The 14,059-nt window shown below is 38.1% G+C and carries 9 protein-coding genes; 3 read left to right on the top strand and 6 right to left on the bottom strand.

Going from position 1 to position 14,059, the window contains the following annotated elements; all coding sequences use genetic code 11:
• Positions 1-82 precede the first annotated feature (82 nt).
• Positions 83-2,203 carry a S9 family peptidase gene (locus IPO27_04390; protein MBK8845837.1) on the top strand — a complete coding sequence of 707 codons (2,121 nt, stop codon included), beginning with the start codon at positions 83-85 and terminating at the stop codon, positions 2,201-2,203.
• Positions 2,204-2,266: 63 nt separating this feature from the next.
• On the opposite strand, the gene IPO27_04385 is transcribed toward IPO27_04390, so the two are convergent.
• From IPO27_04385 to IPO27_04370, 4 genes are all read right to left on the bottom strand, one after another.
• On the bottom strand, positions 2,267-5,302 hold the full coding sequence (locus IPO27_04385; protein MBK8845836.1) for a hypothetical protein: 3,036 nt from the start codon (positions 5,300-5,302) through the stop codon (positions 2,267-2,269).
• A gap of 8 nt (positions 5,303-5,310) precedes the next feature.
• Complete coding sequence (locus IPO27_04380) at positions 5,311-5,943, bottom strand: response regulator transcription factor (GenBank protein ID MBK8845835.1); 633 nt, start codon at positions 5,941-5,943, stop codon at positions 5,311-5,313.
• A gap of 171 nt (positions 5,944-6,114) precedes the next feature.
• Positions 6,115-7,659: a methylmalonyl-CoA mutase gene (locus IPO27_04375; protein MBK8845834.1), complete on the bottom strand. Its 1,545-nt coding sequence runs from the start codon at positions 7,657-7,659 to the stop codon at positions 6,115-6,117.
• Positions 7,660-7,677: 18 nt separating this feature from the next.
• Entirely contained in the window at positions 7,678-8,205 is a 528-nt protein-coding gene (locus IPO27_04370) for a hypothetical protein (protein MBK8845833.1), read from the bottom strand.
• Positions 8,206-9,414: 1,209 nt separating this feature from the next.
• Between IPO27_04370 and IPO27_04365 the strand changes: the two genes are divergently transcribed.
• Together IPO27_04365 and IPO27_04360 are read left to right on the top strand one after the other, a co-directional pair.
• Positions 9,415-9,753 carry a tetratricopeptide repeat protein gene (locus IPO27_04365; protein ID MBK8845832.1) on the top strand — a complete coding sequence of 113 codons (339 nt, stop codon included), beginning with the start codon at positions 9,415-9,417 and terminating at the stop codon, positions 9,751-9,753.
• Positions 9,754-9,872: 119 nt separating this feature from the next.
• Positions 9,873-10,385 (top strand): hypothetical protein, encoded by a 513-nt coding sequence (locus tag IPO27_04360; protein ID MBK8845831.1) that lies wholly within the window; start codon positions 9,873-9,875, stop codon positions 10,383-10,385.
• A 9-nt stretch (positions 10,386-10,394) separates the two neighbouring features.
• Here IPO27_04360 and IPO27_04355 read toward each other — a convergent pair whose 3' ends face one another.
• The gene (locus IPO27_04355; protein ID MBK8845830.1) at positions 10,395-11,243 is read right to left on the bottom strand and encodes a cupin-like domain-containing protein; all 849 of its coding nucleotides are present in this window, start codon (positions 11,241-11,243) and stop codon (positions 10,395-10,397) included.
• A gap of 22 nt (positions 11,244-11,265) precedes the next feature.
• Complete coding sequence (locus tag IPO27_04350; protein ID MBK8845829.1) at positions 11,266-13,854, bottom strand: T9SS type A sorting domain-containing protein; 2,589 nt, start codon at positions 13,852-13,854, stop codon at positions 11,266-11,268.
• Between the last annotated feature and the right edge of the window lie 205 nt (positions 13,855-14,059).

The raw sequence follows: 14,059 nt of genomic DNA, 5'->3' as shown, positions 1-14,059 counted from the left end.
GACACCTTACCCATTCGCAAAAAAACAAGCAAATACGTTTCTTTTTTTTAGCACATTTGCCACAATTCTAAATCATTTTGAAATGAAAAAAATTTCTTGCTTACTAATAGCTGCATCAGTGTTAAACATATTAGTTGCGCAAACTAAGTCACGCAACGTGCAATCAACTACCTTGCATACTAAGCCTATGGCTACGGATGTGATGCAAACCGCGTTCACTCCTGAGGTGCTTCAAACGCTAAAGCGTGTAAGCGAAGCACGGCTTTCTCCGGATGGTGCTTCCATCATTTACAACCTGCGTACCATGGACATAAACGAAAATAAGGGGAACAGCGATATATACCGCATCAACATGGATGGCACCAACAACATGGCGGTGGCCAATGGAAAGGGAAACGAGAGTTCGGCAAAATTTATTGATGGGGGCAAACGTATAGCATATCTTGATGATACAAATGGTAGTGCGCAAGTATGGGAAATGAATGCAGATGGATCTGACAAAAAGCAGATTACCAATGTTGATGGAGGAGTTACAGGTTTTGGCTATTCTCCACAGCTTAATTATATTTGGTATAGTGCCGATGTTAAACTTGATAAGAACCCTGCCGAAATATATATGGATTTGCCAAAAGTAAAGGATGCCCGCATCATTGATGGATTAATGTACAGGCATTGGAATGTATGGCATGATTATACCTACTCACATGTTTTTGTTCAAGGATATAATAAGGGTGCCATAACGGGATCTCCCATGGATGTTATGCCTAACGAAAAATGGGATTGCCCTATAAAACCTGATGGAGGCGAAGAGCAAATTACATTTTCGCACGATGGACTTAAACTGTATTACGCATCGCGCAAGTTGCAAGGAACAGCTTATACCAAAAGTACCAATAGCGATATTTACGAGTATACCATTACGAGTGGTAGTACACGCAATCTTACCGATGGGATGCCCGGCTACGATATGGACCCCGTGTGTTCTCCTAATGGAAAATATCTCTTTTGGTTGAGTATGGAAAAGGCAGGATATGAAGCCGACCGTAACCGTCTTATGATGTATGATCTTGCCACAGGTAATAAAAAAGAATTACTCATTAACTTTGATTACAGCGTAACCAAAGTAGTTGTAAATGCACAAAGTACGAAGCTGTATTTTATTGCAGGTATGGAAGCAACGTATCAGGTGTTAACGTATAGCCTTGCAGGCAAAGATGCCGGCACCATGCGTAAAATAACTAATGTTAGAAATGATATTCAGGATATAAGCATTAGCGGGGACGATAAAAACACATTGATAATAGCGCCTGTGTGCAGTCACAGCATGCCTACCGAGGTTTGTAAAATAGATATTAAAACAGGAATAGTAAATAAGGTAACGGGAGTAAATAATACCCTGCTGCAATCATTAAAATTGGCACGCACCGAAAAGCGAATGGTAAAAACCACCGATGGCAAGAGCATGTTAACGTGGGTAGTATACCCTCCCGATTTTGATAGTACAAAAACCTATCCGGCATTACTCTATTGTCAGGGTGGGCCACAAAGTACGGTTAGTCAGTTTTTTAGTTATCGATGGAATTTTCAATTAATGGCAGCTATGGGTTATATTGTAGTAGCCCCTAATCGCAGAGGCTTACCAAGTTTTGGCGAAGAGTGGAACGATGCCATACAAGGGGAACATGGCGGGCAGGCAATAACAGATTTGTTGTCGGCTATTGATGATGTTGCAACAGAAAAATATGTAGATAAGAATCGCCTGGGCTGCGTTGGTGCAAGCTATGGCGGCTATAGTGCGTTTTATATTGCAGGCAATCATAATAAACGTTTCAAAGCATTTATTGCTCATTGCGGTATTTATAACACTATAAGTATGTACGGCCAAACAGAAGAAACCTGGTTTGTAGATAATGATTATGATGGCCCCTATTGGAAGAAACCACAACCCAAGTCGTACACTGTGTATAATCCTGCTAATTATATCGACAAGTGGGATACCCCCATTTTAATTATACATAACGAAAGAGATTATCGTGTCCCACTGGCTCAAGGTATGGAGGCTTTTAACGCAGCACAATTGCGCAATATCCCTTCGCGGTTCTTATACTTTCCTGACGAAGGACATTGGGTAACCAAACCACAAAATTCTATTTTGTGGCAACGAGAATTTTTTAGATGGCTTGATGATCACTTAAAAAAGTAAATGCATCTATTTACTTCAAGCGAATTAATTTTGTGGGAAGTTGAAATTGCAAGATACATCCATTTATGGTTGTGTTATATCGATAGTAGCAGTTGTGCCCTGCCCCGGTTGACTCTCAATAGTTATACGGGCACCTATTAGTTCAATAAGTTCTGCAATTATCACATAGCCAAGACCATTCCCTCCCGCCCCTTCCATCGGGTTCTCAAGCGGAATGTTTTTGTTAGCTATAACATCGCGAAGACGGGACAATTGAACTTGATTCATGCCCTTGCCTTTGTCTTTTATTTGAATAAAATAGTGCTCACCTTTTTTTTGAGTTGTAATCTGTATGGGTTTGCCTATGGTAAACTTTACTGCATTGGTAATTAAATTTCTAAGAATAATATTTAATAGATGAGGATCTGTAATGATGAGATCATCGTAAGATGCTTCATTGATAATTTCTGTTTGATTTGCATTAATCATTCCCGATAAGGCTTCGCTTACCGTATCTATCATTGCAGCAACAGATACATTGCTTTTTGAAACCACAATATTTTTGTGTTGGTGTTTCATCCAATTCAGGATGTTCTGCGAATTCTCATGTAATTTTTCTGAGGTGTTTTGTATATCATTAAGTGCCGAAACCAACTGTTGATTGTCGGAGGTAGTATCACGCATACCGGTGCGTGCAACAAGGCTCATAAATTTTAATGGGGTAACAATCTCATGCGAGATAATTGAAATTAACTTATCCTTTACGGTTACCATTTTAATTAGCTCGCTGTTGGCGGTGCTGAGTTCTAAAGTACGTGCGGCAACATTTTTCTCAAGAAGTCGGTTTTGGTTTTCTATGTTTTTAGTATAAATTTTTACACCAAGCACAATCACCCCCATGGCCATTATGGCCATAAGAACAGCAAACCAGTTGCTTTCGTAAAAATGGGGTGTTATAGAAAATGGTATTGACAACGTCATATAACGGTTACTGTATATGTCAGCAATTTTTCGCAGCTCCAGCGTATACGATTTCGATCGTAGGTTATTAAATGATATTGCCAGATTTCCTTCTTCGAGTCTGATCCATTTGCGGCCAAAAGGCAGCAGGCGATATTCTATCTGTTGATTTGCGCTATTTCCCCAGTAGGGTGAGCTAAAAACAAATTGAATGTTTTCGACACCGGCAGGCATTCCTTTGAGTGTCTTTATTTCTTCTTTGTGATTTAATATAACCTTGTCAAGTTGCAAAGGATTGTTTTGCACGGGCGCGCTTGTTTGTTCAGGAACAAACCATACAAGTCCATCCATGCTTGACAGCGACACATAGCCATTAGGCAAGCGTACCGTATTTTGCATAACTCCGCCATTAAATTCTGTATTCAGAATCCCGTCTTCTTCTCCATAATAGTGATACGAAATAATCTGTGTTGTATCGTTGCAATAGTTGGCAAGTTGACTGATTGTGGTTTTAAAAAGTCCATTGTTTGTTGTTATCCATAGACTTTTCTTCTTATCAATTAAAAAGCTGTGAGCATGCGAAAGAAAATTATTTTCATCAACCGGAATGCGAAACAATTTGTTATGGAGCATAACGTAATATCCATTGCCATACGTCCCAACCAAGAGCATCGAATCGGCAAGGGTAATATTACGCACACATTGGTCTTGTAACTCACGTATATATTGCGTTTTGCCATTAGCTATATCATAAGTAAGCAGTCCATTACAATTGCTCATCCATAATTGGTTGTTTATTTTCAGTAATTGTAACGGGATTAAATTCTCAATGGTCCAATCGGCCTGATATACATATTTTATAGAATCATAGTTGATGCTATATCCAATTCCTTTTTTATTGGCTATCCACATGGTGTCGCCTTCTTCGTAAAATACCATTGGCGCTTCGTTAGGCGAAAAGGGCAACTGCCTCTTACTGCCTGATGGTATATGGTATATGAAAGATTTCTGATTGTGCCTGTACCAGATATATTGGTTTTTGTCTTTGTACAAGTTGCTATGCAAATCAAAGAGTGGAAGACTAGACTTAGTACCTCCGTTGGCAGTAAAAAATCTTTGCCAGTTAGTATAAACGGTATTGCTATCATACACCATTTGACAATAGTATGCATTATTAGTGCCTTCTTCAGGAGTAGGATAGATAATTGATTTAAACTGTTTCTCCTTATAAATTAAAAGTCCCTTGGTATCGGTGCCAACAGCAAAAAAATGATTGGCATCGCTATACTCCACATCATTTATGCGGGTGTTATCAGGCAAGGTTAAATTAACAGCATCAACCCGAAGTTGATTTGGAAAATCATGCTGTTTAATTTTAAATAATTTGCGTTCGCTTCTTATAATGGCGAGTGAAGATTTGTAGTAATAGAAAAAATCGCTGGGCAAGAATTCTAATTTTGGTTGGTTGTTTATTAAACACAATTTGAATTTTCCTTTTGCCTCATCAAAAAAATAAATGTAGCCATCTTTGGTACAGCAATAGATAGATGTGTTAAGTAAGAAAAAATAAGTTGGTGTAAAAGATTGGTAATAGTGAGTTTTTATAATGGAAGTGTCGCGATACTCTATTAAACCAATTTTACCCGATACATAAAAGTGCGAATCCGATTTTGTTAGGATATATGCTGGCTGCTCCAACCAGCCCCAATCCGATACTCTATCTGAATTATCAATTACAATGCGTTTGTAGAAGTTTAAGGAGGGCATGGCACCTTTCATTAATATAAACCGATAGTTAAAGCGGTCACCTTTGTTGACCAATTCAATCCGGTTGTATTCCAGTTTATATAACCCGCGATGCGCATCATTCACATACATATTGTTTTGCCAGTCGCGCTCTATCGAAATGAAGCGGTTAGTAACTAAAAAAGGAGTGTTGCGCGAATCAAATATCGAAAACCGCTTACCATCGAAACGCGCCACACCGCCTTCGGTAGTAAGCCATAAATATCCCGAACTATCTATTTCTAATGACTTCACACTATTTTGTGGAAGGCCATTTTTAGCAGTGTAATTAGTAAGCGTGTAATCAGCCTGACTCTTGGCCGCTTGAATAAGAATGCATATTGCAGATATTAAAATAAATAAACTCCGTTGCATTCTGTAGTTCAGCTACCTTTAATATTATGAAATTCGGCAATCTGCTGTAAGTCTATCACATTTGATACACCAAGCTTATCAAAAATACGTGCTTTAAAAGTGGCTACGGTAGTAGGCTTTAAGTTGAGTTTATTGGATATTTCTTTTACTCCCATTCCTTTTATGAGGTAAGTGAATACGGTGAGCTCTCTATCGCTTAATAAGGTTAACGGATTGCTCGACTTTCCACTTAGTGTGTTCGTCTTGAGTATACTCAAAAAAATCTTTTTCCCTTTAAAAAATAAATCCAGTCCACTTATGACATCAGTTTCTGATGACTCTTTACTTAAAAATCCATCTGCCCCTAACTCAATCATGCGTTTTCCAAAAACCTCCTTACTACTCATGCTGTAAATAAGAGTTTTTACTTCCGGATGTTCATTTTTGATAGTCGAAAATATTTCAAGAATGTTTCCATCAAGCAACTGCATGTCCAGTATCAAGTGCGTAAATCTTTTTTCATTAATTAGTTGGGATATTCCGGATAATGAATCTGTTTCTGTAATCGGTATACCTTTGAACTGAGTATCGATTAAGAATTTTAGACCCCTACGTATGATGGCGTGGTCGTCAGCTATCAGCAGATTTATATTTTCAAACATGGCTGGAGTAGGATATTACAATTGCAAACTTATACATTATTCCGGGATATTCATTTATGACTATTATCATCCCGTTTAATTAAATGAAAAAAGTATTTGCATTTAATGTACTAATATCGAAACTAGCACTTAATGGACGAAAAGCTTGGTCTGGATTTTTTTCAAGAAAAATCATCCCTTATACTCACCAAAAACTTCACGCATCACATCTGCAATTTCTCCCAGCGTACAGTAGGCTTCGCATGCTGCAAGTATTGGAGGTATAAGGTTACTGCCATCTATACAAGCAAGTGATAAAGCTGCTAAGGTGTTTGTTACATCGTTACTGTTTCGCTCTGATTTAAGTTTATCGATTTTTTCTATTTGTACTTGCCTGATGGTATTGTCAACCGTAAACACATTCATGGCAGGTTTTTCGTCTATGGCAAATTTATTAATGCCAACAATAATTTTTTCTTTTTGCTCAATGGCTTGTTGATAGCGATACGAAGAGGCAGCAATCTCATTTTGTATATATCCTGCTTCTATGGCGGCAACTGCACCACCCATATCATCTATTCGTTTTATATAATCTCTGGCACTACTTTCCATTTCTTTGGTAAGGGCTTCTACATAATACGAGCCACCCATTGGATCAACCGTTTGAGTAACACCACTTTCGTAAGCAATTAATTGTTGTGTGCGCAAAGCAATGCGCGCGGCCTCTTCAGTTGGCAGCGATAGTGCTTCGTCAAATCCGTTGGTATGCAACGATTGAGTTCCTCCCAATACTGCCGCCAATGCTTGCAGTGTTACACGCGAAATATTATTCAATGGTTGCTGGGCAGTAAGTGTGCTTCCTCCGGTTTGGGTGTGAAAGCGTAACATTTGCGCCCGCGCATCGGTTGCACCCATCTCTTTTGTAATATCGGCCCATAGTGTGCGCGCTGCGCGAAACTTTGCTATCTCTTCAAAAAAATCATTGTGAGCATTAAAGAAAAAAGAAAGTCTGCGGGCAAAAATATTTATATCGAGACCTTTGTCTATAGCAGCCTTTAGGTATGCCTTGCCATCGGCAAGGGTAAAGGCTAGTTCCTGCACTGCTGTAGCACCTGCTTCGCGTATGTGATAGCCCGAAATAGAAATGGTATTCCATTTTGGCAACGCCTTACTGCAATATTCAAAAATGTCGGTAATAATACGCATGCTTGACTTGGGAGGATAGATATACGTTCCTCGGGCAGCATATTCTTTTAATATATCATTTTGTATGGTGCCCGAAATATTGTCAAGGTTGGCACCTTGTTTTTTTGCCAGAGCAATATACATGCTTAGTAAAATACTTGCTGTGGCATTAATGGTCATTGATGTTGTGATTGATTCGAGTTGAATTCCATCAAAAAGAATTTCCATGTCGCGCAATGAGTCAATGGCAACTCCTGCTTTGCCCACTTCGCCATCCGACAATTCATGGTCGCTATCGTACCCTATTTGTGTTGGTAAGTCAAATGCTACCGACAACCCGGTTGTTCCCTGACTTAGTAAAAATTTATAACGTTGATTGCTTTCTTCGGCTGTACTAAACCCTGCGTATTGGCGCATGGTCCATAATTTACCACGGTACATGTCCGCTTGTACGCCTCGTGTAAATGGAAATTCTCCGGCTGCTTGCTTCAGGCCCGATTCCTCTGTATAGATTTGCTGAATTTCGATGCCCGAGTCGTTCTTTATATTCATTTCTGTTCTTGCTATTTTTTATCCAAACAATTGTCCAACTTCTGATTTTAATATATCAATGGCTTTTTGGGTTGGAAACTCTTCGTTTCGTATCATGATATCGAATATGGCTTTGCCCAGCTCAATATGTGGCATCATGGGGTTGAGGCTATCGGCAGCAGTATTGATGATGCGTACCATTTCTTCTTTCGCGTTTTTTATAATTATCCATGCTCCCGGTGAAATGTAAACCTGCTGCGTTATGTTGTGTTCATACTCAGAACGAATGGTTTCTATCAGATGCAATTGCATTTCGCGCACAGTGGTAGATGGGTCAACATGACGCAACAACAGCATATTTGGAGATATTCGTTCAAGAAAAAGAATCATCCGCTCATATGCTTGCAAACGCATGGGCAAGGTGTCTTTCATCATCATCCGCTTTAGCTCAATAAGCTTGAGTTTATATTCGCGTTCCAAAAATTTTTGAATCAACACATACACAGCTCCCAGCATAATTAGTGGTACCGCTAAATACATTATCAGGTTTATGATGTTTTGTTCCATACTGTATTGTCTTTTGTTTTAAAACTAATTAAGACTTGTTTTATTATAAACGATTGCAAATGTATAGAAATTAGCACGGTTTAGTAATTGTAATTTTTGAATCGCTTTGATTCTTAAGTCCGGTTTTAATAAACTTTAAAATAAATATCTAATTAAACTTGCTCTTAAAACACTTTTATATAAACCATGAAGTGAAAACTTTGGGCTTGCCCGAAATTAATATTTCGCCACGCTTATTACTGGAATGCGACTTCTCAGGTAACAACAAAAATCTATTTCTTGAGCAGGGTTTAATATTATATCGCGTTTTCAATTACGTGCCTGCTAAACCTCAATAAAAACTATTGACAATTTCTTTTATTACCAATTGATATAATAAGTTTAATACGACAAATATATTTCCTACTACCTGCTTATTTAATTTGTACCTCTGTTTGTTTTTAGACTTTCAACTTTATACTAACCAGAACATCATATACCCTTACGGTTACAACCAGGTTTTACATTTCTTTTGCAAGTTGTTTGTTCAGATTTTGCGTAAAAGGGTAAATGGATAATGGCAATGAGGTATCACTGCCTGATATTACAATACGATAATATCCGCATTATCAAACTATTGCAGAACCTAAATGATAATTTATTGAAGCATCTATGATACAGGATGGTTATTAGCATGTTATCATTGAGGATGTGTTGTAATTCATTTTCCAATTTATTTTTCAAAAGGGTTTGTAATAGGATAACAATGAAACCTAAAACTACTATTTATTTAGAATAATCAAGTCAGCAGATTAAATAAATAAGCTTCCGTTCTAATTATGGGCATATTTTGCTTTGGCTGTAATTAATATAAGAGGGATGTTAGAATTTTTCATTGATTAAACTAATATCTTAGAATTAGAAATGCCTAACATCGCATTGTAGCAACAAAATTAAATGAAACAACATTGGCATTTCGAAAACTCTATTGAACAAAAATTTTTTAAAAAGAAAGCAGGCAGTTATCGAAAAGGAAAAAGAAGAAGAAATTAACCTTGAAATTCCAGAATTATTAAATTTTACTAAGAATCGAAATCCATAAGATTCGCCAAAGCGTAGGTATTATTCACATTCAAAAATGGTAAAATTCTATCATTTATATAGAGGAAGCCTAATTTTGGCACCATATTGGTAAACGCAAGAACAGCAATCTTAAAAATGGAGTTAAGCATGTCAATTAAAAGTCGCATAGAATCGCTGAAGGACTTCCTACAGATGGAGCCAAATGATGCTTTTACTTTGTATGCATTGGCACTTGAGTATGCGCGTGAAGATAATTTAAATGAAAGCCAAAATTATTTTACCCAACTGCTGCATCGGCATCCGGGATATCTTGCTGCATACTATCATTTAGGAAAATTGTACGAACGACTTAATAATTCGGTTGAAGCAGGAAGTATTTATATGGCCGGAATAAAACTTGCCGAGCGATTAAATAATAATCACGCACGTACTGAACTTAATAGTGCATACAAGGAACTTACTGGAATAGATGAAAGCGACTTGTAAGGTTATATAAACTGCCTTTCGCTTCTTCTTTTTTTGCTTTTAATATTTGTAACCCTTACCAAATCAAATTTTGAACTTAACCATTAACCTGCTTACTTTGCCATCTATTGTTTATTAAGATGAAATTCTTTAGCCTCACCTTGTTTTCCATATTGCTGATATCTGCCGGTTGTAAAAAATATCCGGAAGACAGTGGGCTTATGCTTAAAACTCCCTTGGGCAGATTGGAGGGAAAATGGGAGTTGACCGAAATTAATTTCGATAATAACAATCTTACCTCAAATTACATTCGAAATGGTTTTACCTGCGAGTTCGAATTTTTTAAACGAAAGGATACTGAAAATAATACAAGTTTAAAAATCAACTGCCCTACTTGCTATCAGGAGGAATATGTTGCGGGCGGGCTGAGCAACTCGCTGCCAGCGCTTAATTGCAATTTTAATTTTGAAGAGCGAAAGAAATCGTTACGGATATACGGACCTGTAATGGCAGATTCATTGGTGCGCGATACGGGAGCTTTTTTAATGATGCCAAAGGCTGATTTTGTAATCCGAAGTCTTACCAAAAGCAGCATGCATTTGCAAACCACTATAGATGGATTTGCTACTTCGCTTCGTTTTTCAAAAAAATAATGTGAAGTACTACTTGAGTGCTTCCTGCAATCTCATTAACTTATCAAGTCCAAACTCATACGCCTTTGCAAGAGGAGTTAAACCCGGATGGTATTTTTTAAACAATTCGTAGTTGTCTTGCATAAAACCATCCCAATTAGTATGATTAAGATGAACACGGCCATAACTAATACATTCGCTATGTATTTTGGTAGTGTGCCAATACTGAGATGTAAAAAATACTGTTTCTCCTTCTTTAACCATTACCGAACTTATTTCAGCATCTTTAAATTTCGGATACTTTTCAATGTCGGGGTTGAAGATATTACGTACGCATGAAATTTTAGGGTTATCTGTTCGCGGATAAACTTTGTCGGTATGATCAATGTGTATCATAAAGAATTCTTTATCTCCCCATAATTGCGTAATCTGAGTATGTAAATACATGGCATCTATATGCAGAAACGGAAAGAAAGAGCCTTTACCACCAAAAAACATTTCATTAATCTTAGTAGCCTTTGTAAATGCTTTAGGCATTAACGGATGATTGATGCGATCTACCTTTCCATATATAAAATCATTTTGCAACAACTCAAGTACTTCCGGAAAAACTTTGTCTATGTGCATATCGCATGGGTAGGGCGATGGATTTTCGGCAGTGGATGTTTTCATCAGAAACAGTATTTCTTCCAATGTATAGGTTATGCCATTAATTTCCTTTTTGAGATGCCCATATTTTTTTGCAAAATAATCAGGAGTGAGTTTTCCAAATGCAGGATAGGAAATCACGTTAGAGGTAACTACCACCGGCTTTTGAGGCACTACATACTCATGGTAAAACTCTTTGTGTGTAATCTTATCAACCTTATCAATTTTCATTTCTTTTATACTAAGTTGGTTTTTAGTTGTCTATTATAATCGCCATTTTCCTTACAAAATTTTTCCCTTTTATCTGCACACGCACCAGGTAAACAGCAGCCGGTAATGCTTGAACGTCAGCAGGGCTTGAATTTGCATTTATTAAGACTTTGCCATTTAAATCAAAAATAGTGAAGTCATCAATTAGTTGTTGCGCTGCAAAACTATGTAAATTAACTAGGTTTAAAGATTCCGGAAAATGATAGTTGTCAGTGTCTGCACTGTTTGTACTCATGGAATTGCGCGACACAGGATTGGCAACCATCGGAGATGAAGTTATTTTAAAATCCCAAATACCACGACCGTACGATGCAAAGTGTACCACATTGGCAGTAGTATCCATATCAACTGCAAAGTAAGATTGATAAGCAGCCTTGGTGCCACGAATATTATACCACATATTATCGGCAACAATATATGCATACGGGCCGGCTTCGGTAGCAGCATACAAAACAGTTTCGTCAGCATTGGCCTCCAGATCAAACACAAGTGTTGCCGGCAAGCCGTTAGTAATTGCTGTAAAATTTGCGCCACCATTGGCACTTACATACACGGCAGGGTTATTATACCCTGCGCCACCAAGCCACACGGTGTTCGCATTTTTCTTTGAAGCAAGTAATGCGTTGCCGGTAATATAAAAAGGTCCGGGGCCAGTGAAACTTGAATTTTTTGTCCAACTGCTGCCTGCATTGGTACTGTAAAAAATGGTGCCATCTTCGGTGGTCACATAGATGCGGTTGGCATCAACCGGAGTGGTAGCAATTGCCGCAATACCCGATGTTCCATTGGAAGAGTTCGCTCTGAAATCATAATTAATTTGGGTTGCGCTGATTGCGTTGCTACTTCCTGTCAACGTGGCTATATATGATCCTGAACCACCATTGATGTTGCCTCCGCCCATATAAATTTTATTGTTGCTTAACGGATAAGCTCTTGCTGTTGCCAGCATCCAACCGTAAAGCGGCTTAGTGCTGCCGGGCAATGAGTACGTGGCCGACAACGGACCGGTCTTATTGTAATAGTAGTACATACTTCCGCCCGGGTATTCGGTCCAAAGTGTTTGGTTGTTGCGGGTAAGCTGCATCTTGCCATAGTCGCCACTAATTACTTGTTCAAAATTTATTTTACCTGGTACAAGCGCAGTATTGCTGCGCTGAAAGCCTTGGTCCTGAGACCCTGCATACATATAATTACTGTTCGAAGGATCGTACAAAACATCGTAATACTGAGAAATATTTAGCCCTGTTAAACTAATGTTGGTAACGCTCGATAAGTAGTTTTCGCTGCGCCACATACCACCATCGCAATTTATAATTCCGAATTCTGTACCATTGTTTCTCTTATAAAACTGAAAGTTAAAAAGATCGGCATGAAGCTTACCATTGATGTTGCTGTAGTATTCCCACCATTCATTTATTTTGGTAAAGTTTAAACCACCATTATAACTTCTAAATGCATTTACCCCTCCGGTAAAAATACGGTTGCTATCTACTATCGAAACTCCCATTACACTAACATTCTCGGGTGTAGTGCCCATCAATGCCCAGTTGGCGCCAAAGTTGTTGCTCTTATAGACGCTGTTATTGCATAATGCAAAAAATAAATATTTTGTGCCAACCTTAATACCTTTAAAGTCGAGGTTGGTATTTACAGGCAATTGATTGCTCGTATTTTTGATGGCTACATTTATTCCTTTTATCTCATATAACATAGAGGTAGAACCCCCTGATTCGTTCGTTAAAGCATACACTAATTTTGTGCTGCCATAGGGCACCCACAATTGAAGGCGGTTGTCGCTACCTGAATTGAAAGTAAATATTTTAGTCCAGGAGTTTCCTTTATTGGTGCTTCTGTAAAGCCAGTACCTTGGTGCCCAAGGCCCTGAGTCCCATGCACGGGTAACTGCATACAACGTGCGCAGACTATCATCTACGCCAACTACCTGATGTACAAAGTTGCCGCCCCAACTAACCGGAAAACTAATTCCCGTTGAGGTATTAAAACTAGTACCATTGTTATCGCTGTACAAAATGTTTTCGCCAACAGCAGTAATAATGCGCGGCTGATTATTGTTGTTTTTTACAACCTTTAATACGCGGTTATTAAATTTATAATTATGGTTTACCGAAATCCAATTGGAGCTATCGGGCACACCACGGTACAAAGCACCGCCATCGCCAATAGTATAAATTCGGTTTAGCGGTTTATAATAGTCAAGGGCAATGCACCTTCCTGCCTGATTTAGGCTGCCTCTCTCACTCCATGTTGCTTGTATTTGACCATTGGCAAATGCGTCCATCATTTCCATCGGTTGCGATTGTTTTAATGCCGCATCGGTCAGCATGTTTTGTTCTTCAATTTTTTTCCAGTTAGTGCCCGGTGCTGTTTTGTGCAACCAATCATACCAATTTTCGAATCTGGTTTCACGTTCTTCTTCCGAAAGCAAATTGACAACAGAAGTTGGTGGTGGCATGTTGGCTTTTTGCTTTTTATTACAACTTATAAAAAATGTCACTAGCATTAATACTCCTGAAATTTGACTTCTGAAATTTTGAAGTGTAGCTATCATCATTTTGTAGTTTGAATTGGTGAATTAACTAAGAAAAAATCAAAGTGCAATTTCGTCAAGCTTTTTTAAACTTAACCAGTTGCTTGCAGGCAGAAAATTATTCAATGCATAGCGAACAATAATTAAAATTCTCGTGGCTCAAAATTTTTCATTTTGAGTTTATAACTGGGCAATTATATTTAAAAATACAGTATAGCCGAATCCACAA

Source organism: Bacteroidota bacterium (assembly GCA_016714535.1).
Taxonomy (GTDB): Bacteria; Bacteroidota; Bacteroidia; order AKYH767-A; family OLB10; genus JADKFV01.
Note: the sequence above shows the minus strand (reverse complement) of the source record. Positions and strands in the feature narration are given on the sequence as shown.